Annotated in this window: 14 protein-coding genes and 1 pseudogene; 4 read left to right on the forward strand and 11 right to left on the reverse strand. The window is 37.2% G+C overall.

All coding sequences use genetic code 11. The annotated features are described in order from the left end of the window. Nucleotides 1–58 precede the first annotated feature (58 nt). A complete protein-coding gene (locus tag M9892_07125; GenBank protein ID MCO5254116.1) occupies nt 59–376 on the reverse strand; it encodes a hypothetical protein in 318 nt (105 codons plus the stop codon). Further along, nucleotides 357–2,720, reverse strand: coding sequence for a phenylalanine--tRNA ligase subunit beta (gene pheT / locus M9892_07130; GenBank protein ID MCO5254117.1), 2,364 nt, complete (start codon nt 2,718–2,720; stop codon nt 357–359). The genes M9892_07125 and pheT overlap by 20 nt, the downstream gene beginning before the upstream one ends. 182 nt (nt 2,721–2,902) lie before the next feature. Between pheT and M9892_07135 the strand changes: the two are divergent. From M9892_07135 to M9892_07145, 3 genes and pseudogenes are all read left to right on the forward strand, one after another. After that, a pseudogene (locus tag M9892_07135) lies at nt 2,903–3,877 on the forward strand (cysteine synthase family protein). Nucleotides 3,878–3,944: 67 nt separating this feature from the next. After that, nucleotides 3,945–5,417, forward strand: coding sequence for a cysteine--tRNA ligase (cysS, locus tag M9892_07140; protein MCO5254118.1), 1,473 nt, complete (start codon nt 3,945–3,947; stop codon nt 5,415–5,417). Beyond that, entirely contained in the window at nt 5,418–6,440 is a 1,023-nt protein-coding gene (locus tag M9892_07145) for a M28 family peptidase (protein MCO5254119.1), read from the forward strand. 474 nt (nt 6,441–6,914) lie between these two features. Here M9892_07145 and M9892_07150 read toward each other — a convergent pair whose 3' ends face one another. The 7 genes from M9892_07150 to M9892_07180 all read right to left on the reverse strand — a co-directional run bounded on the left by M9892_07150 (nt 6,915) and on the right by M9892_07180 (nt 23,666). Continuing rightward, nucleotides 6,915–11,024 carry a DUF5011 domain-containing protein gene (locus M9892_07150; GenBank protein ID MCO5254120.1) on the reverse strand — a complete coding sequence of 1,370 codons (4,110 nt, stop codon included), beginning with the start codon at nt 11,022–11,024 and terminating at the stop codon, nt 6,915–6,917. A gap of 83 nt (nt 11,025–11,107) precedes the next feature. After that, complete coding sequence (locus M9892_07155; protein ID MCO5254121.1) at nt 11,108–15,253, reverse strand: DUF5011 domain-containing protein; 4,146 nt, start codon at nt 15,251–15,253, stop codon at nt 11,108–11,110. A gap of 37 nt (nt 15,254–15,290) precedes the next feature. Next, nucleotides 15,291–19,439: a DUF5011 domain-containing protein gene (locus M9892_07160; GenBank protein MCO5254122.1), complete on the reverse strand. Its 4,149-nt coding sequence runs from the start codon at nt 19,437–19,439 to the stop codon at nt 15,291–15,293. Between the two features lie 155 nt (nt 19,440–19,594). Next, entirely contained in the window at nt 19,595–20,683 is a 1,089-nt protein-coding gene (locus tag M9892_07165; protein MCO5254123.1) for a ferredoxin--NADP reductase, read from the reverse strand. 13 nt (nt 20,684–20,696) lie between these two features. Then, entirely contained in the window at nt 20,697–21,692 is a 996-nt protein-coding gene (locus M9892_07170) for an aspartate-semialdehyde dehydrogenase (GenBank protein ID MCO5254124.1), read from the reverse strand. A 107-nt stretch (nt 21,693–21,799) separates the two neighbouring features. Continuing rightward, on the reverse strand, nt 21,800–22,405 hold the full coding sequence (locus M9892_07175) for a superoxide dismutase (GenBank protein MCO5254125.1): 606 nt from the start codon (nt 22,403–22,405) through the stop codon (nt 21,800–21,802). Between the two features lie 295 nt (nt 22,406–22,700). After that, nucleotides 22,701–23,666 carry an NAD-dependent epimerase/dehydratase family protein gene (locus M9892_07180; GenBank protein MCO5254126.1) on the reverse strand — a complete coding sequence of 322 codons (966 nt, stop codon included), beginning with the start codon at nt 23,664–23,666 and terminating at the stop codon, nt 22,701–22,703. Nucleotides 23,667–23,748: 82 nt separating this feature from the next. Between M9892_07180 and M9892_07185 the strand changes: the two genes are divergently transcribed. After that, complete coding sequence (locus M9892_07185) at nt 23,749–24,597, forward strand: glycosyltransferase (protein ID MCO5254127.1); 849 nt, start codon at nt 23,749–23,751, stop codon at nt 24,595–24,597. On the opposite strand, the gene der is transcribed toward M9892_07185, so the two are convergent. Together der and era are read right to left on the reverse strand one after the other, a co-directional pair. Next, complete coding sequence (gene der / locus M9892_07190; GenBank protein ID MCO5254128.1) at nt 24,584–25,894, reverse strand: ribosome biogenesis GTPase Der; 1,311 nt, start codon at nt 25,892–25,894, stop codon at nt 24,584–24,586. The genes M9892_07185 and der overlap by 14 nt on opposite strands. 5 nt (nt 25,895–25,899) lie before the next feature. After that, complete coding sequence (gene era, locus M9892_07195) at nt 25,900–26,775, reverse strand: GTPase Era (protein ID MCO5254129.1); 876 nt, start codon at nt 26,773–26,775, stop codon at nt 25,900–25,902. Between the last annotated feature and the right edge of the window lie 112 nt (nt 26,776–26,887).

Below are 26,887 nucleotides of genomic sequence, written 5' to 3' on the forward strand. Positions count from 1 at the left end.
GCGTTAGGATGCTATCCTTTTTTCAAACTTTGCAAATAAACCAACATGCTAATAGAATCTATTGATTTTCCATTGTATTCACCAGTTTAATGCACCTGTCAATCTCATCAATCAGACTGTTTAGAGTGTGTTTGGCAGACGTCTTATCCTTTTTGCTAATCAAACCGGCAAGTTTCTTTTTCTTAAGGTTTTCTTCCAGTTCTTTGATAGTATTTTTTTGAATACGGATAAGTTTGTTAAGATGAGAATTATCCTCTTGCAGTTTCTGGTTTTCATCTTTGAGCACTAAAATCCCGCCCCTTGTTCTGTCAAGTGTATCAAGCATGGATAGCACCTTTGCTTGTAATTCTCTATACTCACTTTCTGATATCTGCACCAATTTCTTTTGTAAAGTTAGAAATTAAGCGAATCATTATATCGTCAATCTGTTTATCGCTCATGGTTTTCTCCTTGTCTTGTAGCATAAAAGCAATAGAGTAGGATTTCTTGTCTTCGGGAAGCGGTTTGCCTTCGAACACATCAAAGACAAATATTTCAGTCAAATATTTCCGCTCGGTTTTGTTGGCGATTTGGATGATTTGACTAAAACTTATTTCCTTGTCAATCACAAGACTTAAATCCCTGCGTACACTTGGATATTTAGGTAATTCCTGCAATGTAAACTTGGAACGCAAAGAATCTCCCAAAAGTTTGTCCAGATTAATTTCAGCACACACTACCGGTGCTTTACAATCAGCAATTTGAAGCCAATACTTGTCAGGTTCACCCATAAAATTCAAACCACATTTTTCATTAATCTCGGTTACTCCCAATTGTTGCGCCAAACCGGCTAATATGCTTTTTAAAAAGAAATAATCTGCTTTTCGAGTTTTATACTCCCAACTCTCCGCTTTTGTATTTCCGGATGCAGTAATACACAGCAAGTTAGTTTCAATATACTTAGCTTCTTCTTTCTTTTTATATGATTTTCCAAATTCAAACAAAAGGATGCTTTCTGCTCTTCTTTTCTGATTATACGCCACAGATTCTAACGCTCCCGGTATCAATGATTGACGCATAACACCTAAGTCGCTTGACAATGGATTTTTGAGGCTGATTACATCTTCTTTTTTGGGGTCAAAATATTTATCCTTGGTAAGTGAATTGGTTTGCATTTCATGAAAACCATGACTGCGCAAATAGAAAGCGATTTTTTCTTTTTTGTTAATAATTTTATCCGTGTTGCTCAGCTGTGGAGGCAGTGAAATAGTCATCTGTTCATTTAGCGGAATGTGGTCAAAGCCATAGATACGAATGATTTCTTCAATCACATCTACTTCTCTGGTTACATCGGATTTGAAAGCCGGCACAGACACTTGCCACCCCTCTGCATTTGTTTTCAGAATTTGAATTTCCAATCGTGATAAGATTGCCACAACTTTTTCATCCGAAATTTCAATTCCGCATACTTTTTTGATTTCAGACTTCCTGATAGGCAGCTCAACATCCTTAGGCAGATGGTCATTGCTAACAATATCAATCAACGCAGAGGCAACCTCTCCACCCGCAAATTCAAGCACAAGTTGGGTGGCAAGTTCAACACCTAAAATGGTTCCTTGTGGGTCAGTTCCGCGTTCAAAACGGAAAGAAGAATCGGTATTCAATGCATGTAACTTAGCCGCTTTGCGTACAATACCGGGTTCAAAATAAGCACTTTCAATAAAAATATTCTTTGTCTGTTCGCTCACCGCAGAAAATTGCCCTCCCATCACACCCGCCATAGCGATGGGTTGCTCTGCATCCCAAATCATCAATTCAGTTCCGGTGAGTTTGCGTGTTTCGCCATCCAGACTATCAAACTTCAAATCCTTTTGTGCTGGTTTGATAGCAATTTTATTTCCTTTGATTTTGTCTGCATCAAACGCATGCAACGGTTGACCTACAGAATGCAACACAAAATTACTGATATCTACAATGTTATTCTTAGGGTTCAATCCAATGGATTTGAGAAAATTTTTAAGCCAATCGGGGCTGTCTTTGACTGTAACATTTTGAATATAAACTCCGCTGTATCGAGGGCATTGCGCACGTGATTCCACAGATACCGAAACAGGGAGCGCATTTGAATAAACAGGTTTGGCAACTTTGGGTTTGTGCAACGGGATGTCAAGTAATGCAGAAATATCTCTTGCGGTACCAAGATGCGAAGCTGCATCTCCCCTATTTGCCGTCAGTCCAATTTCTATTATCGTATCTTCTGTAATATTAAACAACTCCTTAACCGGAATTCCAATCTTTGTTTCATTAGGTAAAACCAATATCCCGTCATGACTCTGACCTAAACCTATTTCATCTTCCGCACAAATCATCCCGTGAGATCCCTCTCCTCTAATTTTGGCTTTGCTTATGGTAAAAGGCTCGCCTTTAAGCGGGAATATAGTGATACCAACAGGTGCTACAATAACTTTTTGTCCAGCCTCTACATTAGGTGCGCCACAAACAATAGAAAGCAATTCGCCTGCACCTACATCAACTTTGGTGAGCGAGAGTTTATCGGCATTAGGATGTTGTGATTTGCTCACAACCAAACCTGTTACAAGTCCATTGAGCCCCCCTTTTACAGATTCAAATTTTTCTGTTCCTTCCACTTCCAGACCGCAATTGGTAAGCAGTTCTAAAATTTTCGCAATCGGAACTTCGGGTGAAACATATTGCAACAACTGATTGTAAGATAACTTCATCGGGACTTTCTTTGTAATTTTATTAAGTGTGCGAAATTAATCCAAAATAGGATATTAGAAGTATATACAAAAGATTAGGGTTCGCACAAATGTAAAAGCCGTCCGAGGGTCTAAAAGGATGCTTAAGATAATGCCTCAGATGACCTTTCCAATCTTATGTCAAAACACTACTTTTGCAGCAAATGCAATATTTCTCAAACATTCTAGGCACCATTGGCAACACCCCTTTGGTTAAACTGAATAAAATAACAGCCGAAGTGCCTGCCTTGGTCTTGGCAAAGATTGAAAGCACTAACCCCGGCAATTCTGTTAAAGACCGTATGGCGCTCAAAATTATTGAAGATGCAGAAGCCAAGGGCTTACTTCATCCCGGAGGAACTATTGTTGAAGGCACAAGTGGCAATACAGGTATGGGGCTTGCAATTGCGGGTGTTATCAAAGGATACAAATCAATTTTTGTAACCACTGATAAACAATCTAAAGAAAAAGCTGATTTGCTACGCGCAGTTGGCGCAGAGGTGATTATTTGCCCAACCAATGTTGCACCCGAAGATCCTCGCTCATATTACTCTGTTTCAAAAAGATTGAGCGAAGAAACCCCAAATGCTTTTTATGCCAATCAATACAACAATCAGAGTAATGTTCAAGCTCATTATGAAAGCACCGGTCCCGAAATCTGGAAACAGACAGAAGGCAAAATCACACACTTTGTTGTGGGTGTCGGCACAGGTGGAACCATCTCGGGTGTTGGCAGATACTTGAAAGAAAGAAATCCGAATATTAAAATCTGGGGAATAGACACTTACGGTTCTGCACTTAAAAAATATCACGAAACCGGTATTTTTGACGAAAAAGAAGTACACCCTTATATTACCGAAGGTATTGGCGAAGACATCATTCCGGAGTGTATTGACTTTGCTGTGATTGATCATTTTGAAAAGGTAACGGACAAAGACGGCTTGATATATCAAAGAAGACTTGCCCTAGAAGAAGGAATTATAGCCGGGAACTCAGCCGGGAGTGCAGTGGCAGGACTTGTGCAAATGAAAAACTCTCTCAAACCTACTGATGTAGTTGTAGTCTTATTTCACGACCACGGAAGTCGCTATGTCGGCAAGGCTTTCAATGATGATTGGATGAGGGAAAAAGGGTTTTTGTGAAGTATTCGTAAATATCGTTAAGCAATAGTCAATACGCAATTTAGGTTACTTTTGCACTTGTCTTATGTCAACAAATACTTTACATCTCTATAATACCTTAACCCGAAAAATTGAAGTTTTTAGTCCGATTACTGCTCCGTTTGTGGGCATATATCTCTGTGGGCCTACAGTATATGGTGAACCTCATTTAGGTCATGTACGAGGTCCGGTAACTTTCGATATTTTAAACAGATATCTATTGCATTTGGGTTACAAAGTGCGTTTTGTGAGAAATATTACAGATGTAGGTCATCTCACAGACGACAGCGATGACGGGGATGATAAAATACTCAAAAAAGCCATAGTCGAGAAACTTGAACCTATGGAAATTGCGCAGAAATACACATACAGCTATCATCAGATGTTAAACTCGCTCAATGTGATTCCTGCAAGCATTGAGCCACGTGCCAGTGGACATATTATTGAACAGATTGCCATGATCGAAGAATTGATAAAAAAGGGATATGCTTACGAATCTTGTGGCTCTGTATATTTTGATGTAAGCGCATACAGCAAAAATTATCAATACGGTGAACTGTCAGGCAGAATAACCGAAGAACTGCTTGCAGGCTCTTCCAGAAGAACATTGGAAGGTCAAGATGAAAAACGCAATCCCACTGATTTTGCACTTTGGAAAAAAGCAGACAAAACACATATTATGAAGTGGCCTTCTCCTTGGAGTGAAGGATTCCCCGGTTGGCATATTGAATGTTCGGCAATGAGCAAAAAATATCTCGGAGAAACGTTTGATATTCACGGTGGCGGAATGGATTTACTTTTTCCGCATCATGAGAGTGAAATTGCCCAAAGTAAGGGTTGCACAGGACACACTCCGGCAAAGTATTGGGTTCATCACAATATGATAACTATCAATGGACAGAAAATGGCAAAATCACTCAATAATGGGATTTTGGTAAAGGACTTCTTTACGGGTAATCATCCATTGTTAACACAAGCATATAGCCCGATGAACCTCAAATTCTTTATCATGCAGGCTCATTATAGAGGCACACTTGATTTTTCTAATGATGCTTTGCAAGCTGCCGACAAAGGTTTAGAAAGAATATTCAATGCAGTAGAAACCTTAAAAGAAATTAAACCCTTCACCCAAGGTTGGGATGCAGAAAGCTGGAAACAGAATTGCTATAATGCTTTGAATGACGACTTGAACACTCCCATTTTGATTGCCCATTTATTTGATGCTGTTAAAGCGATCAACTCTATAAAATCCGGTTTGGAAACCATTGACACAGACGGATTAAAACTCTTGCAAACATATTTCAACGTTTTCGTTACAGACATCCTTGGATTGAAGAATACAACGCAATCAACTACCGATAACAAAGAAGAAGACTTAATCAAACTTTTGATTGAAATTAGAGAAAAAGCCAAAATGGAAAAAAATTATGCGTTTTCTGACCACATACGAAATCAGTTAAGTAATATCGGAATAGAATTAAAAGACTCAAAAGAAGGTACAACATTTAACAAAAAATAAATGAATAAGCATTTTATACAGGCAGCAGTTTTTAGCCTCATTATTTGCACTATTTTCGTTTCATGTAATAATACAAACGAATCAGTCAATACAGGCAGTAATAGCAATAGTGCAGACATACCTCAACCTGAATTAAAATCTGTTTTTGTTCCTTCAATAAATGCCGATACAACATTTTATTATGTAAAAAAACAAGTTGATTTTGGACCCAGAGTACCCGGCTCTACGGCACATAAACTATGTGGCGATTTTTTGGTAAAGGAGTTGAAATCATTTGGACCAAACACACCTCAAATTATTGAACAGAACACGACTGCAATAACATTTGACAAAAAAACAATTCCCATCCGTAATATTATCGCCTCCTTTTATCCTGAAAAGAAGAAAAGAGTTTTGCTGGCAGCACACTGGGACACACGCCCCTTTGCGGAAATGGATAAAATAAATCCACACAAACCCATTGATGGAGCCAATGATGGAGCAAGTGGCGTGGGTGTGTTAATGGAAATTGCAAGACACCTTTCCATGAATGAACCTGAAGTCGGAATAGATATTATCTTCTTCGATGCAGAAGATTGGGGCGACAGCTCCGGCAGAGTTGAAGATAGTTATTGCTTGGGTTCTCAATATTGGGCACAAAATCCCCATATTCCCAATTATATGCCAGACTACGGAATATTGCTCGATATGGTTGGCGGGGAAAATGCCAAATTCGGTATTGAAGAACAATCTTGGCGCATGGCTTCGAATGTGGTGGACAAAGTATGGTCAACTGCTTACAAATTAGGATTTGAAAATGTTTTCATAACAGAAAAAAGGGGGTCTATTATTGATGATCACTATTATGTGATGAAATATAGACAGTTTCCAATGATAGATATTATTAATTATGACCCGAACAGCTTCAGTCATTTTGGAGAAACATGGCATTCACACGAAGATAATCTTAATAATATCAGCAGCACTACGCTTGAAATCGTAGCCAAAACCGTGATACAAGTTATATACGAAGAAAAAAAATAACCCCTATCACCCATATTCCAGCTTGTAATCACAGTAGGATACATGCTTGTCCGGTTTATATTGTTAAAAAATAAATATTCAATGTTTTTGCTACTGCTTCAGCGTGCTTTAGTCCGCCTGTTATATGTAAGACAGGCGAGCAAGCGTCATAGTCTAAGACAATAATTGCATTTTCTACTTCATTTGAAATGGATTAATCCATTAAAATTATTTTCGTTTCCATTTAGCCCACGAATTAATTCGTGGGCTATAAGGGAAACGAATAATCCCAACCGTTTTAACGGTTTATATAAATTAAGTTTGGTCAATAAATATAATGGTAAAAACATTGAGTTTGAACTCCAAGAATATTCTCCCGGTAAAAAATTACAACATGCCCTTTGTTATTGAAATCTATATTAGGAATAATTAGGTATCATAAAAAAAGCCCCTTGAAATTCAAGAGGCTTTTCATTATTTTACTATGATTATTAATTACTTGTTAACGATAACTTTCTTGGTAGAATTGTTTCCGTTATGGGTAGTTAATCTAATAAGGAATATACCTGCAGATTCATTACTTAAGTCAATCTCTACGTTTTTCTGATTAGGATTAACTCCTAATGTCACAACAACAGCACCCACAGAGTTAACAACCTCAACCTTGTCAACATTCTGACCAAGTCCGGCAAAATCAACATTAAACTTACCTGTATTAGGATTTGGATATACATTGAAATTAGCTCCGGTTTCATCAAATTGTGGAACATTGGTAATTAAATCACATTCTTCATTGATAACAACGTTACGGGCATAGAACAATGACTTGTTACCTGAAGGGTCAGTTACACTATAGGTAATATAATATCTACCTTCAAACCATACATCAAGATTAGTTTTAACAACCTCTACCAAAGGTAATAGGTCTCCTTCAGCGTAATAATTATCATCAATTTTTAACCCTGTAAGCATGTTAAACTCAGATCCGGGTTTAGAACAGAAATCAGAACCTGAAATAACCGGTGCTTCAGTATCAACAACTTTCACAAAACGTGTTTGTATAGTTGTATTTGCAGAAGGATCTGTAACGGTATAAACCTCTTGATACATTCCCAATACATCAGGATTTACATTTGAAGTTTCACTGATTGATAATTGTGAATTAGGATAGTAGTTATCAAAAATTGTAGGCTTAACCTTCACATATTTAGCTTTCACTTGGTGAACAAGAGTGTCCGGAGTGTTAAGAATAACAGTTGGTGCAACAAAATCACCCACAACATAATTTCTTGTTACTTCATTATAGTTTCCTGAACCATCTGTTGCTTTGTAGGTTGTTGGATAAGTTCCGGGTACATCCCACTGAACAGGTCCATTCACGCCATAAACAATCTTGAAATCAATTTGATTAGGACTCCAATAGTTATCAGTAACAGAAGTTTGGTCATACCAGAAATTACCTAATTGGATTTGCTCTCCTGTTAAGAAGACAAACTCAGGTGCAGTTCTGTCCGCTACTGTTACGTTGCGAGTAGCAGTAGTAGTATTACCTTGAACGTCAGAAACAGAATAGGTAAGAGTATATGTTCCCAATTGAGTATAATCAACAGTTCCGGAAACTGTTATTTGACTTGTTACATCTCCGTCTATATTGTCTGAAGCAGTACCCCAAGGATCATTATAGGGAGGTACATTTACTTCGATAGTGTCATTTAAGTTCCCATTCAAAGTTAAAACAGGAGCTGTTTTGTCATACAATACGAATATTTGACGTGTTTTTTCAACTGTAACACCGGATGAATTTCTTACTTTATATTTATAGAAGTAAATTCCGGATTGGTTTATATCCAAATTTGTTGTTGAAACTATTTGAGCAGTAATATCTCCGTCAACATCATCATAAGCAGTTGCTCCTAAGTCAGTATAAGTTGAACCAACCTCAACGCTTATTGTATCATCCCCATTTAGTGTAATAACAGGTAGTACGGGATTTTTACCCAAAGAAACCTTATAATCTTTATACTCAGCTAAAATACCGGGACCACACGCAATAAGCTCGTCAGTTGCTCCATAGGCAACGATTGTACGCATTCTTGTTGTTCCAAAATATGAGTTATCAATTGAAGGAACAGTAAAGGATGAACTTACAGAGTTGTTTTTTGTTTTTACTTCATGTAAAACCAATTCACTTGCAGAATATTGTCCGTCTGAATTGAAATCAATATAGATAGCTCTTGATACAGTATCTGCTGTTGATTTTCTGTTCATCTCAACAGAATATGTTTTACCAAAAATGAGATTAATATTTGGATCATCGGGAGTTAGGAAAGATTTATAACCCACGTTACCAACAGATTCATGACTAAATATTAAATTGTTATTTACATCATATACATTCAAATTATTGTTTGCAACATCTTCATTAGCATCAGTAGTTGTTGGGATACAAGGCTCAACAGCAACAATAAAATTATTTTTAACAATGAAATTTACTGAACCAGCAGAATCTGCGCTATTCCAAGCTCTGAGAGATACAGAATATGCTCCTGGTTTAGTAAAACTCACATTAGGATGTTTACCTAAAAGATTGCCTGAATAAATGCTAAATGTATTAGGAACAATCTGCCATGTAAATCTGTCAGCTTTGTCAACAATACCATCAAGGGCAATCACCTGATTTACTGCAGGTCTATCATCAGAAGTTACGATATCAATTGATGTTTTGCCGGTAGGTTCTAACACACTAACTGTTCTACAGAATGAAGAATCACCTGTACAACTTTTAACCTCTAAACATACTTTATGATCTCCGGCATCAACAAACACATATCGCATTTTATCGCCATCAATTAATGATGGTGCAACTTCAAACCCATCTACTGTCCAAGCAACATGGTTAAGACCAAATAAATTGGTAACGCTACCTTCAAAATTAACCTCTGCTCTTGCATAGGCTTGTTTAGGGTATTTTTGTTCAAAATAAGGAATAGCCGGGTTGGTTGCACCAAATACTGTTTCATAAGAAGCTATAAATCCTTCATCAGAACCTGGTGCTTGTGCGTCAAATTCAATATACATAGATCCAGAATGTGCCGTTACTGATGTTGGAACTGTTGTATTAGACATAGCGAAGCCGTCTGCCGGATGTAAAGCAATACCATTTTTATCGTCACCATCCCAAATCATCAGCTTGTGCTTGCTATTGCCTAAAAGGAACTTTTCAATTTTAAGTGTAATATCAACAGCACCGCAAGGTTTGATTAATAATCTATTAACACTGGCTTTGCCTTGAGAACCTGTCGGATACTTGTCATTTACTCCACCACCATCTATAATTCTACCGCTCCCCAATTCAGTTTGGGTTGTTCCTTTACCTAGAATAATATCTGTATATTCTGATACTTTCAAATAACGTGCTTTATTACTCATACTGGGACCGTTCACATTGGTAGCAGTAAGACTCACATTAAACTCTCCTATATCAAAGATTTGGAAAACCGAATTGTAATAACTGCCAAGCCAATTTTTTCCTCTTAAGATATCCGCATTGTCCATAACAAAACTTGCATTGTCCGGATTCGTAATTCTCCAATCCCATTTGTAGGGAGCATAAGTTGACAAATCATACAAGGTAAATTCATCTCCCTCAGTTAAACGATTTCTGTTGGCAGCAAAATTAGCAACCGGAATAGAGGGTATATCTTTAACAGTAACAGTTTTAACAATAGTATCTGTTCCTAAACAGTTGTCTGCTCTAAGTTTAATTTTGTATTTTCCTGATCCCGGAAATACAGTTGTATAATCATCACCTACATAATCGTAACCAAAACCTTTGTCCCATTTGTAATTAGCCTGTTTAGGATATTTATTATAGATAATCTGAGGTGCGTTTGCCCATACAACATCAGGAACAATAAAATCTGCTTTGAGCAATGATGGTTTTATAATGTTAATATAAAGATCTTCTGTTTCACCATAATACACCTGATTCATTGGTGTACATCCCACATTTTGATTCAAATAACTACTATTATAGCTTGTCATTACACGAATTCGAGTGAGTCCGGGTTTTGCATTACAAGGTACAGTAAAAGTAAAAGGGTCGAGAAGATAAATAGTATTATTTGTACCTCCTGTACGCTCAATCTGCTTCTGGTCAGGAGTGATACACTCATCTGCAGTGTAAGTATAATCAATATTATAATCTGCCCAAGCAATATAATAAATGTTGCAACACAATTCTCTTTGGTCAGAAGTCATTTGGTATTGATAGGTTTGTCCGGCAATTACTTCAACGGCATCAACAGCCTTATTCATAATATTTCCGGGAATCGCCCAACCACTTGATATACCTGGATCCATATTAAATCCATCGGCCTTTTTATGAAAAATCGTTTTACCATCTTGTTTCAACCAAACTTCTTCTACTGAAGGTCCATACTTGCTTGATGTATACTGATACAGAACGGCATCGCACCAAGGGGCAAAGTATCCGGTTCTTTGAGCAAAAGATGCTGTGATCATTCCCAGCATAACAACCAAAAGCATTACTAAGGACTTAGCCATCCACACGCCTTTAATATTTGTTTGTAATATTTTATTCATGACTTAAAATTTTATTTGTTTCGATTTATTTAAATTGATTTAAATGGGCTGCGGATTTTTGGAGATCCACAGCCCCTGTTTTTTTATTTTACTATAATGATTCGTTTAACTATATTAATATCTTTTCCTGAAATCTTGACAGAATAAACACCTGTGGCAAAACCTGACAAATCAACAGAGATTAATTTCTGAATAAGGTTTTTGTCAATAGTCAGAACAATTTCACCCACAGAGTTAACAATTTCAACAGATTGAACTTTGCCGGCTATATTGTCCAGATTAATATCAAACAATCCGTTAGAAGGATTAGGATAAACTTTAATAAGTTCATTTCCATCTACTGTATTGACAGAAGAAAGAACTTCACAATTTTTGTTTACCTCAACCACTCTCCAAACCTCTTCACTTCTGTTACCTGAAGGGTCTGTAACCACATAAAGATTTTTGTAGATACCTTCGATGAAGATATTTACATCGCTGTAAATAACTTCTACAAGCGGCATCAACTCTGCTGAAGAATAATAGTTATCTTCAACAATTACTCCAATTTTGTTGTTATAAACATTAAACTGGGGTGTGCAGATATAAGGGGTAACAATAGACGGGGCAATTCTGTCTAATACAACAACAGTTCTTGTAACTTCGGTTTGATTGCCCGCATCATCAATTACACGGAATAATTCAGTATATGTTCCAATTTTGTAGGGGTTTACAGTACCTGACTTGAAGATAGACAAATTACTATAATTAGTTAGGTCATCATAGATTGTGGGGTTGATGGAATTATAAGGATTATTTACATCGTGATAAATTGTATCTTCAGTATTAAGTAAAATAACAGGAGCAGTAAAATCACCTACAATATACGTTCTGGTATCGGTAGTTGAATTACCGGAACCATCAGTAGCTTTATATGTTACCGTATAAGAACCTTTCACATTCTGGTTAACAGGTCCATTAAATCCATAAGTTTTTTCAAGCACTAAGTCCTTTCCACTCCAATAATTATCTGTAGCATAAGTCATATCAGTCCAAACAGAACCAAGTGCAATGTTTGTACCTCCAATAAAATGAATTTCCGGTTTGGTTTTATCTTCCACGGTAACAACTCTATCAGATGAAGCAAAATTACCGCTTGCATCAAATACAGAATAATTAATAGTATAGTTGCCAAGATGAGTATGATCGACAGCACCATTTACCACAATTAAATTTGTAACATTCCCATCAAGATTATCCATAGCAGTAGCGCCCGGATCAACATAAGCACCATTACCTGCTTCCAAATAATCAGGATTTGCACCTAAGATAGTAATCACAGGTGGGTCGTTGTCTTTCATTACAATCACAATACGTTCCTTTTGCAATGCTGCAATATTGCTTGCATTTACTGCATTGTATCTTACATAGTACATTCCGATTGTATTCACATCTATATTAGTTGTTTTAACAACTCTGTATGTAATATCACCTTCAACAAAATCACTTGCAGAGTAGCCGGGGTCAACAAAAGTACCACCCAAAGCAACATAAATGATATTATCACCTGCAAGATTAATAACAGGAACATGGTCAGAAGAGATTAATTTCACATTATAATCTTCAATTTCACCCGCACTTAAATCTTGACAAGGACTAAAAGGAAGTGTGGAGTGCGAAGTAATAACTCTCATCCTCACTTTGCCAAGAACTAACTTACTTACTTCCGGAACTTGAAAATCAGCAGAGAACTCTTTATACTCAGAATTATAAGAATATGCTATTCTTTCCTCATCTGAGAACAAACCGTTTCCGTCCCAATCTACATAAGCAGCTCTTGAAACTCTGTTATAATTAGTCTCTCTGGACATAAATAAATTATAATGTCCTCCCGCGAATAAATTTATAACCTCAAATTCATCAGATGTAAAATTTTGATACGCTGTAGTACCGGTCGAACTTGGCTGATTAAAAATAACAGTATTAGAAGCATCCGTTATTTTAAGCAGATTATTTCCAACATCCTCAGTAACTACATTAGAAGTAACAGAACAATAATCAACAGCTTTAATAAATGAATCATTTACAACTGAACGAATAGTACCCGCTGAGTCGAGTGTATTCCAACCAACAAGACGAATATTATAAGCACCGGAAGCTGTAAATTTAACTTGTAAATCTTTAGAGTTTAAGGTATAAGGAGGAACCACTTGATAAGTTAAAGGAACAATCTCCCATCTGAACTTACTAGCGATATTAGACATTCCGGATAGAGAAACCACCTCATTTACTTGTGGTCTTACATTATCAGCACCAATCTTCAATATAGCCGTACCTGTAGGATTTTTTACAGTAATACTTTTACAAACCATTGAATCACCTGCACAAGTCATTACCATCATACACACGTCATAAGTGCCCGGAGTCGTAAACTCATAATTAAGTGTTTTACCACCATCAGATAAATTTGAAGGAGGGACAGCCACACCATCAATATACCATCCATAAGAAGGGATTCCGGATAAGTTGCCGGAAGTACTATGGAACATTGTAATTGCATTTGTAAATGCTTGATTTTGTCCGGGAATAAAGAAATCAAAAGAAGGAGAAGGAGCTGAAGGAGTTCCTAAAACAGTCGTGAAAGTAGCAATTAAACCGCTATCAGCAACAACTCCTGCTGATGTATTCAATTCAATATACATAGCCCCTGAAGTTGCCTTGATTGTAAAGGGTGTACTGCTATTTATCATATTAAAACCACCGGCCGGATGTAATGGCTTACCATTAGAACTTGTTCCGTCCCACACTCTAAGCCCATGTGTTTTATCTGCAAGTTTTAACTGTGTTACATTTAATGCAATTTCTGTTGCACCACAAGGTTGGATTAATAAACTATTGCTACTTGGTTTACCTAAGGCTCCGGTAGAATAGTTATTGGCAGGTCCACCTCTATCATAAACAGTACCATTCGGTAATTGAGTTTTATTATCTCCAATACCTAAAAGTATTTTAGAAGGTGTTTGCACGGTGATGTATGAAGGCTTACATTTAGAAGCAAAACCCTGTCCATTTGTTGCAGTCAAGCATACATCAAACTTTCCTAAATTATTCATCATAAATGAGATAATATTTGTTTTGCCTAAGTATCCTTTGGCTGTACCATCAACATTTGTGAGATCATAAAGAGACTGAATAGGGTTATTTAACTGCCAATCCCAAGAGGTAGGTCCGTTGCCGGAAATATCATAAAGAGTTAATTCATCACCAACGTCAACAGTTGTAGTATTGGCAATAAAATCAATTGTAGGAACAGCTGAAGGCACAATTACATTAAAAGTCTTGGTTACACTATCAATTCCATAACAATTTTCAGAACGTAATTTAACACTGTAACTGCCCGGTGTTGCATATTCTGTTGAGTAGTCTGTAGATGACAAATCATACCCGTCAATATCTCTGTCCCAATCGTGAGAGATAAAACCAACAGTATTTTTATTTACAAATTTAACGGGTGAGTTCACATAAATATCAGCAGGAACAATGAAATCAACTGCAAGCTTTGTACTTTTGGCAATATAGATATATAAGTCTTCAGTTTCACCATACCAGGGATAGGCAGAAGGAGTGTTTGGAACAAGCACACAACCTTTGGCTTGAGTAACAGCTCCGGAATACTTATCCAATGATATTCTTATTCTTGTCAAACCTTGTTTAACAGAACATGGGATTGTAAAGGAAATGTATGAATAAGCACCGGGAGTAGTTTTAGGAGAAGTAACAGGCCAAGATGTAGGAGAAGAATTAAGTAATTCTCCGGCATCTACAAATGAATTGTTATAATCCATGTCTATCCACAAACCGGCATAACCATTATCAGCCACTGTATTACCGGAAGAGGTAATTCCTATGCTGTAGGTAGCACCGGCAGATAACATAACGGGATTACTTTCAGAATTTACTACCTTTCCATACTCGGCTGAATTAGTCAAAGGGTTAACATTAGCAGGACCTGAGCATCCATCAGCCTCTTTATAATAAACAACGTTTGCCCCTTGTTTAATACTAATATTTTCAATATTTAACCTATCCTTACAACCATATCCGGCAGTACTAGGTCTTCTTATAGTACAATAGGGATCCCAAATTGCAGATGTTGCAATCCCATAAGAGATTGTCATGAATCCAAGTAATACTAATTTCTTAGAATATCTGCTTATCATTTCTGTTTTATTTATTTTTAATATTTTCATACACACAATTCTTTTTTAATTTTACTTATACGCTCAATTACTTTATCATCATTAATTTTAAAGACACATTTACTTCAGCACTTTGGATATTCAACATATAGACACCTTGTGCAAATCCAGACATATCTATGCGTAGTTTTCCATTTACAATTTCATTAGAAGAAATGCTTTTAATGTTTAACCCAACCGCATTTACAACCTCTATTTTATTCACTTGATGATTAAAATCTTTAAAATCAACAGTAAATACCCCATCTAATGAAGGGTTAGGATATACAATGATATTCTGGTTAGAAACAACATCATTCACACCTGTAACTAAATCACAAGCATCTGAAATAAGTACTTGTTGTTTTGCTAAGTTCGACTTATTGCCGGATGGGTCAATAACTGAATAGGTTACATTATATGAACCAATTTCCCAAGGGTTAACATCTGAGAATATTGTTTTAACCAAGCCATACAAAACATCAGAAGAATAATAGTTATCAGTTACTATAATGGTAGATTTGGTATCAAAATCAATTCCAACTTTTGAACAAATAGAAGGAGCAGAAATAACGGGAGATACTCTGTCAACAACATTTATCCAACGTGTCTTGATAGTAGTATTTCCATTACCATCAGACACTTTATATGATTCAGAATATAAACCAATCTCGTTGATATTCAAATTGGTATTATATTCAACGTCTAAAGTATTAGGAGCAAAGGAATTATCACTAAATGAAGGTTGAACCGGAGTGTATGCTGTACTAACATCATGAATAACTGTATCAGCGGTATTAAGCATGATAACAGGAGGTGTATAATCATCTACGATGTAAGTTCTTGTTAATGTACTGCTGTTTCCTGAACCATCAGTAGCAGTATAATCAACAGTATAAACACCTTTTATATCCCAACGAACGGGACCATTTACTCCATATACTTTTGTTAATGATATGTCTTTTACTGACCAATAATTATCAGTAACGCTTGTTTGATCATACCAGAAATTACCTAATTCAACAAGATTTGTACCCACAGGATGTATAACAGGGGCTTCGGTATCCTCAACCACAACTATTCTAGTCTCATTAGAAGAATTTCCTGCTGCATCTGTTGAAGTATATTTAATCTGATAACTTCCTAATATATTTTCATTTACATTAGAATTTACAACAACTTGAGCAGAAATATCACCGTCAACAGCATCAATTGCAGTATAACCCGGTTCAGCATAAGTACCGGAAAGCACTTCTATTGTATCAGGATTATTTCCAAGTAATGTTATAACCGGTGCTGTATTATCATCTGTAACAATAACAGTTCTAACAACAGGAGAAGCACTTACACCGGATGAATTCTTAACATTATAAGTGATTGTATAAGTACCGAGGGTATTAATATCCAAATCAGATTGGGTTTGAATTCTATATGAAATATCACCTTCAAAACTATCTGTTGCAGTTGCACCCGGGTCAGTGAAAGCAAGTCCTTGTTCTGTATAAGTGGTTGCATTACCATTGAGAGTAAGAGTCGGAACGTTAGTTAAAGAAGTTAACTGTACCAAATATTCTTCAAATTCACCAACAGAAAGAGGACCACAAGGGGAAGGTTCTTCGTTTTGGAACGAAGTAACCACACGCATTCTAACGGGTGAATTGGTATAAGCAGTTTCACTATCCGGAACTTTAAAACTTGCCATCGAACTCTTACTATTGGTATTAATATTACGCAGAACTCTTTCGGTAGAATCAAAGAAGCCATCTCCGTTAAAATCAATAAACACTGCATGAGAAACAGCAGCAGCATTTGTACTTCTTGTTAAAGTTACAGAATAATTGCCGCCTAAAATCATTGGAATTTTAGTTGCGCTAGGAGAAGTAAAAGCTTCGTATCCAACCTCTCCTGATAAAGAGTTTTGACTAAAGATTGTCTCCGAACCTTTTGAAATTTTAACATTATTAACGGATACATCACTACTTACAATTTGTACATTTGGAACACAATAATCCACAACAGCGATATAGGTTAATTTTGTCAAAACAGCTCCTGTTAAAGCAGAGTCGTTGCTATTCCATGCAGACAAAGTAATATCGTAAGCACCTGCCTCTGTAAACGAACCTCTTAAGTCCTGACTATATTCATTAAAAGGAAATTCAAAATTAAATTTACCCGGAGGGTTGATTGACCATAAGAATTTATTGGCTTTGTCTGTAACTGACTTAATAATAATAGGAGTATAAGCATCCGGTCTACGATTGTTTGCAGTGAAATCTATATTCGTAGGATCTGTTGGGTCAACTACGGTAATATATTTTACAAATCCTGAACCAATTGGATCTCCATATACGTCAAAACTACCTACACCACTATGGCAATTAGATTTAATCCATAATGAAATCTTATAAGTACCGGCAGCATTAAAATTATAATTAAATGCTTCGCCATCTCCTAACAATTGACCCGGAGGAACATCTACACCATCCACTTGCCAATAGTATTCAGGTAATCCGGCAATATTTTGAGATGTGCTTCTGATTTCAGTGATTGCATTCGTATATGCAACAGGTTGATTATTGCCAACAGTAATAGAAGGAACTGGTGTACCTAAAACACCGTAATCAGTTTCAAAATATGCGATCAAACCACTATCAACTGAGCCTGATGTTTTGGTATCTAATTCCATATACATAGCACCGGAATATGCCACAACTTTAAATGGCTGTGTTGAGTTCGAAGGGTTAAATCCACCTGGAGGGTGCAAAGGAACGCCAAAGGAAGGATTTGGACCATCCCAAATTTTCAAATTATGAGAAACCTGAGCAAATTTAAATTGTACAACATTTAATGTGATAGCTTTTGCTCCGCAAGGCTGTATTCTTAGCCTACATATTGAAGGATCTCCATTTGCTCCGGTTTGATAATTAGCTGTTGGACCACCTTTATCATATATAGTACCTTTACCCAATTCAGTCGCAGAAAGTCCTGCTCCTAATCTGAATTCTGAATAAGGCACTACCTCAATATATTCATCCTTGCATCTTTTAAAACTTCCGAGATTATTACTAGCATCAAGACATACATCAAAATGTCCCATATCTTGCAGAATAAATTTAGTAGCATTATATCCTCCACCTAATCCTATTGGAACACCATCTACATTTGTTAAATCCAAATAATTAGGGTTAGAAATTGTCCAATTCCAACCGGTTGGACCTTCGGATGAAATATCTCTGAGAATGATTTCGTCAAACTCTTCTATGATTGTCCTATTAGAATAAAAATCGGTCCCTGGAACCTTAGAGGGAGCCTTTACGTTAATAGATTTTGTAACACTATCCGCAGTACCGCAACCTTGAATTTTTAATCTTAGAGGATGCACGCCAACAGACGGAGGAATCATAGTATAATCTACTGAAGTAGCATCCGTTCCATCCAAATCCCAATCCCAGGTAAATGGCCATGATAATTTATAGGATGTGTTTTTGAAAGTAACAGGTGAGTTCAAATAAACATTGGATGGGACCAGAAAGTCAGGTGCTTTTTCCACTTTAGGAGCCGCAATTACCTGTACATCAAAATCCCAAGTTTCACCATAGTGATTGGTGAAATTACAACCCATACTTGCATTAAGCGGATAACCACTATAATCTATAGCGATTCTGAGTCTGTATATACCCGGAGCCATTCCGCAAGGAATTGACAACTTTCTTTGACATTCTGTTCTTGCACTATATGTCATTCCAAAATTTGTTCCTTGATCTAAGTATTCACTGTCAGAGAATTTATTGTCTAAGTTATAGTCGAACCACACAAAAATACCACGCTGTACGCCACCGGACGGTATGGTAACTTTTAAAACATACGGTGTAGCATTTGTAACCAACTGAATCGGCATTTCATTAAAATATGAATAAGATGTTCTTACAGTTCTGCATAAGGAAGTCTCATCATGATAATAATTGCCTAACTCCATTTTCTCAATCCAATTACCCCAACCGCTAGGATTCGAACAAGGATTGTTAGATCCCGTATAGGTATGTACTCCTGCACAATATGGAGCCGGGTTTGTTGTAAAATCATCAATTGCAATGGATTGAGAAATCCCGATTCTCGGAATTAAACTAAAAGATACAACTGCAACCCATAAATAAAATTGATGCACGTTGAATCTGAGCGTAGTAAACATTTTTTTCATATCTGTATTTTGTTAGATTGTACATTTTGATACTTTGAATAGGCGATATTAGACAATATTAAACATACTGCCAAATTTTTTTTTATTTTTTTTTGGCATTCAAATTTCAGACACTGTTTATGTTTTAAACAATTGAAAATACTTTAATGTTATCTTTACTCATATATGATTTGAATTTCTTCGCTTCGTGGAAGAGACTGGCAGGTTAAAATATATCCTTCGTCAATTTCAGAATCACTCAGCCCTTCTCGTTCCATCATCTCAACCTTGCCTTTGAGCACTTTGGCTCTACAAGTGGTGCAAACGCCCACTGTACATGAATAAGGAGGTTGAAGTCCGGCTGCATTGGCTGCATCTAAAATAGTCTGGTTTTCTTTTACTTCTATCTCAATGGTTTTTCCATACAGTGTAACCTGTACTTTGGCTTTGCCGGAGAATCCTTTTTTGCCTTCGCTTTGCACATCCGATACCTTGCTTTCGTGTTTTGTTGTAGCTCCAAAATATTCGCTATGAATATGAGTTGCATCTATGTCAATATTTACCAATCCTTGCATAACAACATCCATCATAGGACTTGGTCCACATATATAATAATGAGCGGAAGCATAATGTCCGGCTATTTTATATTTCAAAATATCTACTACAACAGATTCGGTTAGAAACCCTTTCAGACCAAACCACATCATTGGTGCTTTGTCATAAGAATAATAGATTTTAAATCTGTCTTTGTTTTGTTTTTCCATTTCATCTAAAGCAGATTTGAAAATGACAGCATTTATATTCTGGTTGGCGTAAATCAAATAGACTTTTGATTCAGGTTCTTGCGAAAGAACAGTCTTTGCAATTCCCATCAAAGGCGTTATACCGCTACCTCCCCCGAATAGTATATATACTTTAGTGTTGATTGGCTGCGGTTCAACTATAAATTTTCCATTGGGAGGCATCACATTGAGGAATGCACCTTCTTTTAATTGGTTATTTATATATGTTGACATTTTACCACCCTCTACTTCTTTGATAGTAACCGCTAAATCCGAATCAATATAAGGAGAAGTGCAAATACTATAGGAACGCCTGACACTTTCATTTTTGATTTCTGCTTCAATAGTCAAGAACTGTCCAGCCTTATAGTGAAACTTATCTTTTATAATTTCCGGAATTTCAAAAAAAACAGTTACCGCTTTATCTGTTTCTCTATTTACTTTTTTTACTTTAAGATTATAAAAGCCTGGAATTGTTGTCATGCAAGATGTTTTGTTATACTAATTTATGTTTGAGCAAATACTCTGCTATCTGAACTGCATTGGTGGCTGCGCCTTTGCGCAAGTTGTCAGAAACTATCCATATATTAAAGGCATTGGGTTGACTAAAATCCTTTCTGATTCGTCCGACCCACACAGTATCATTGTTGTGTGCATCAATAGGCATAGGATAGGAAAGTTCTTTGGGGTTATCTTTAAGCCTAATACCATAGGTATTATTATTATAGAGGGAGAAGATTTGTTCGATTTCGAAGGGTCTTAAAGTTTCGACATTCACGGATTCGCTATGACCTCCGATTACCGGTATTCTCACTGTAGTTGCAGTTATAGCAATCTTTTCATCACCTAGAATTTTTCTTGTTTCATTCATCATCTTCATTTCCTCTTTGGTGTAGCCATCTTCAACGAAGACATCAATTTGAGGAATAACATTCAAATCTATCGGATAGGGATACGCTTTTTCAGAATCTTGTTCGCCTTTCCTTTCTGACATTAATTGTGCTACAGCTTTGGCACCTGTCCCTGTAACGGATTGATAAGTAGAAATGACGAGTCTTTTAATTCCGAACTTATTATATATAGGAGATAAAGCCACTACCATTTGAATGGTACTACAGTTGGGGTTGGCAATAATTTTATCGGTTTTGGTTAACAAATGGGCATTAACCTCGGGTACTACTAATTTAATGTCCTTATTCATACGCCAGGCAGAACTATTGTCTATTACAGTTGTTCCGACTGCTGCAAAACGAGGGGCCCATTCATGTGAAACATTTCCTCCGGCAGAGAATAGAGCTATCTGTGGTTTTAATTGAATTGCCTGTTCAAGAGAAACAATGGAATACTGATTGCCTTTATAAAGTACTTTTTTTCCTATTGATTTAACAGAAGCAACGGGGATAAGTTCTGTTATAGGAAAATTTCTTTCCTCTAATACTTCCAACATTTTGGTTCCTACAAGTCCTGTTGCACCGACAACCGCCACTTTCATAAATCTCTTACATTTTTTAGTCGTGCAAAATTACTCCAAGTTTACAAACTTAGAAAGCTCATTTTGCATTTTTGCAAACGCATGTAAGTGTTTGTTCAAATGAAGCCTTACTTAGACACAAGCTCAAATCTTGATTGAACCTTTTTCCAGTCAAGAACTTTCCACCAGTTTTTTACATAATCCGGTCTGCGGTTTTGATAATGCAGATAATAGGCGTGTTCCCAAACATCTATGCCCATCAGCGGCACTCCTTTCAAGTCGGAAACATCCATCAAAGGATTATCTTGATTGGGTGTTGAGCCAACTTCCAATTTTCCATTGTTAAAGGTCAGCCATGCCCATCCTGAGCCAAAACGTGTTTTTGCTTTTTCTTCAAATAAGTTCGCAAACTTTTCAAACGAACCAAAATCTCTGTCTATTGCTTTTGCCAATGTTCCTTGCGGAGATGTTTGAGGAGTAGGAGACATAATATCCCAAAACAACTCATGATTATAGTGCCCTCCGGCATTATTTCTCATTTTTGCAGAATATTTTGAGATATTTTTGAGAATATCTGACACATCTGTATTTTCAGAAACATTTTCAGCTTTGGCTGCATCCTGAAGGTTTTTGGCATAAGCAGCCGCATGTTTGCTGTAGTGAATCTCCATAGTTTGTGCATCTATATAGGGTTCAAGCGCATTGTATGCATATTGTAGCGGCTTCTGTGTCAATCCAACTTTCAAAAGAGGTTCATTCTGATTAAAATTATTCGCATTGTCCATTGCACTTACTTCAAGTGCAGTTGACCCTATCAAAGTGCTTGCAAGACCCAATCCTATTACTGCTTTTCCACCGGTTGACAAAAACTCTCTACGGTTAATTCCTTTTTTATTCTCTTCCATAATTTAAAAGTATTGTTTATTTGAGCACCAAAAGTACGAATCTCAAACGAATTGAAATTCAATTATCCATAAAGACAGCATTTTTTTGTATAACTGACGGAAAATGCTTTTATATAGGAACGAGTTATATGGATTTCACTCCATACTGCACAGCCAGGTTTTTGAGCATATCCTCAGACATTTTATTTAAATCAAAATCCGGCTTCCATCCCCAGTCTGTTCTGGCGCGGGTGTCATCAATACTTGCGGGCCACGAATCGGCAATAGCTTGACGTTGATCAGGTTTGTATGTGGTTGTGAATTCAGGAATGAATTTTTGAATAGCAGCTGTAATTTCTTCGGGCGAAAAACTCATGCCGGCAAGGTTATAGCTGGAACGTATCAGTATTTTTTCAGCAGGAACATCCATCAATCCTATTGTTGCTTTAAGTGCATCCGGCATATAAAGCATAGGAAGCGTTGTTTTTTCGCTGAGGAAACATTCATGATGTTTTGTTTTCAATGCGTCATGATAAATGCTCACGGCATAATCAGTTGTTCCTCCACCGGGTGCGGACTTATACCCAATCAAACCCGGATAGCGCAGACTTCTCACATCTAAACCGTATCTTTTATAATAGTATTCACAATAGCGTTCTCCCGCCAACTTGCTTATACCATATACCGTGGTTGGATCCATAATACAAAATTGAGGAGTGTTATGTCTTGGTGTGTTGGTACCAAAAACTGCAATGGATGAGGGCCAATAGACTTTGGCGGTTTTATATTCGAGCGCTGCATCAAACACATTGAACAAGCCGTCCATATTCAATTCCCATCCGAGTTTGGGCTTTTGTTCTGCTGTTGCGCTCAACAAAGCGGCTAAGTGATAAACCTGAGTGGGTTTGTATTTGGCAAACACCGCTCCTAATTGCGCCTTGTCCAAAACGTTCAAGGTTTCAAACGGACCTGATTCAAACACAGGGCTGTCTGATTTTCTGATATCGGATGCAATTACATTACTGTCACCATAAATTTGCCTAAGTGTTTCGGTCAATTCAGTACCTAATTGTCCGCAGGCTCCTATTAATAGAATTTTGTCTGTATTCATTGAGGGTGCAAATTTACTGATTTTTGGTTCAATGTATCGAGGTTTATGTTATATAAAGAACATTACTTTTGCATGCTGTAAAATGTCGCAACCCCTATTCTCCATACTCATTCCTACTTGGAACAATTTGCCTTATTTGCAACTTTGTGTGGAGAGCATCCTCAAACATTCTACCTACCGACATCAGCTAATCTTGCACATTAACGAAGGAACGGACGGAACGCTTGACTGGGCAAGGAACAATGATCAAATTGAGTTTACGCAAAGTTCGGAGAATATTGGAATATGCGAGGCGTTAAACTTAGCTGCAACCAAAGCCACGACTGATTATATCTGTTATTTTAATGATGACATGTATGCGCTACCTGCTTGGGACAAAGTGTTGTTGGAACAGATTGAGCAATTAGGTCACCATCAATTCTTTTTTTCTGCTACCATGATAGAGCCTTTTGCAGGCAAGAATATGTGTGCCATTGGCGGATACAATTTTGGCACCAATCCCGCTAATTTCAATGAAACTGAGCTTCTTTCGCAATTTGCTGATATTCCTAAGAAAGATTGGTGTGGCGCAAGTTGGCCTCCCAATGTGGTGCATAAATCGCTTTGGGATAAAGTAGGCGGATATAGTCTTGAATTTAGTCCGGGCTTGTATTCCGACCCTGATTTCAGTATGAAACTTTGGCAAGTTGGTGTGCGAGAGTTTAGAGGGATTGCAAATAGCAGGGTGTATCATTTCGGGTCAAAATCGCTCAAAAGAATCCAGATGAATGACGGGCGCAGCACTTTTAAACAGAAATGGAAAATGACTCCGGGGTTCTTTGACAAACATTACTTACACAAAGGTAAAGAATGGAGCGGAACACTACCGGAGGCGAAAAAAAACCTCTCCTATTGGGTTAACAGGTGTCGGGTGAAATTTATTTTTTTCTAAAAAACATCTTGACCGGCACTCCGTTAAAATCAAATTCTTTTCTCATCTGATTTTCAATATACCTTTTGTATGCATCTGTCAAGTATTGCGGCAGGTTGCAGAAGAAAACAAAGCAAGGATAATTGGTTTTGAGTTGTGTGGCGTATTTGATTTTGACATGCTTACCCTTTTTAGATTGCGGAGGATGACGTTCCATTATTTCTTGAACAAACTCATTTAGTTTTGACGTAGAAATGTGTTTGTGTCGGTTTTCATACACCATTTGAATCTTTTGTACCGTATCATAAATTCTCTGCTTGTTGATGGCGGAGATAAACAATATCGGAAAGTCGGAGAAGGGTTGCACACGCGAATGAATTACCTGAGTATAGTCTTTGGCGGTATGTGTATCTTTTTCAACTATATCCCATTTATTGACCAACACCACAATTCCTTTGCCTCTTCTGTGTGCGAGGTAGAAAAGATTGACATCCTGTGCATCCATTCCGATTGTGGCATCTATCATGATGACACAAATATCCGCTTCTTCCATAGACCTGAGAGAGCGCATTACCGAGTAAAACTCAATGTCTTCAATCACATTCTTTTTTCTTCGAATACCCGCAGTATCAATCAAAATCATCTCCTTGCCAAAAGCATTATAATGCGAGTGAATACTGTCACGCGTTGTGCCGGCAACATCTGTAACAATATTGCGGTCATTGCCAAGCAAAGTATTGGTCAACGAAGATTTGCCGACATTGGGACGACCTAAGATAGCCACCTTTGGAATAATCACTTCTTGAATATCAGCTTCAGGTTCTTTGGGCAATAGTGCTACAACCCTATCGAGCAGTTCTCCCGTTCCGGTTCCGGAAAGCGAAGAAATAGTATAAAGTTCATCAAAACCAAAGCTGTAGAACACACTTGCTTGGGGAATCAGCATTTGATTATCCGTTTTGTTGGCAACAATAATAACCGGCTTGCCTGTTTTGCGAAGCACATTTGCAAAAGCCATGTCGAGGTCTGTAATATCATTGGTAACATCCACCACAAAGAGCAACAAATCACTCTCTTGGATAGCAATATTCACTTGTTCTACGATGGCTTTTTCAAAAACATCGCTACTGTTGGGCACATACCCGCCTGTATCAATAACAGTAAAGCTCCTGCCTGTCCATTCACATTCACCGTAGTGCCGGTCTCGGGTTACACCGCTTGAGTCGTGCACAATGGCTTTGCGCTCTCCTGTCAACCTGTTAAACAAGGTGGATTTGCCCACATTGGGTCGTCCTACTATGGCTACTATATTTCCCATTTTCTTTAATTTTTATACCCAAATCTTTTCAAAAACAACTCTTTTTTACGCCAGCCTTCGGCTACTTTTACTCTCAAATCCAAAAAAACATGTTTTTCCAGAAACGTTTCTAATTCTCTTCTTGATTTAGTACCAACACGCTTAATCCCCTCCCCTCCTTTGCCTACCAATATTCCTTTTTGACCTTCTCTCTCAACCATGATAAAAGCCCGAATGTTTATGATATTATTTTGCTCCTTAAAATCTTCCACAATCACTTCGCAACTGTATGGAATCTCTTTTGAATAAAGATAAAAAATCTGTTCACGGATAATTTCAGAAACAAAGAAACGCTCGGTTCTGTCAGTTATTTGGTCATCAGGGAAATAAGGCATTCCTTCGGGAAGATAACTCACAATTTTTTCTAATACTATTTTGCTGTCAAACCCATACAAAGCACTCACCGGAATTACATCCTTAAATAAGGGATTTTGGATAAGTTCTGCAATTCTTTCTTCCACTCTTTTTTGAGTACTCAAATCAATTTTGTTCAATAACACCAACACCGGCAACCCTGATTCTTTGAGCTTATTTATTATCAAATCATTCACAGGTTCTTCCACCTCAAGCATATACAAGACAAGGTCGCTGTCTTCCAAGGCAGTCCACACAAAGTCCATCATGGCATTGTGTAGTTCATAAGCTGCTTTAATCACACCCGGAGTATCTGAAAAAACAACTTGGTAGTTTTCATCCGTTACCACACCCGTAATGCGATGCCTTGTAGTAGAGGCTTTAGGGGTAACAATAGAAAGTTTTTGACCCACAAAATGGTTCATAATAGTGGACTTCCCTACATTGGGACGTCCAATAATTGTAACAAAACCCGACTTAAAAGGCATGGCGTGAAGAAGAGTGCAAAGGTAAGCGACAATGCACAAAGGACAATTTAAAAATATTGATGGCTGAGAACTATGCGTGCGTTAATGTTTCTGTTCTTATCCACCAACAGTT

This window comes from Bacteroidota bacterium (assembly GCA_023957335.1).
Taxonomy (GTDB): Bacteria; Bacteroidota; Bacteroidia; order NS11-12g; family UBA955; genus JALOAG01.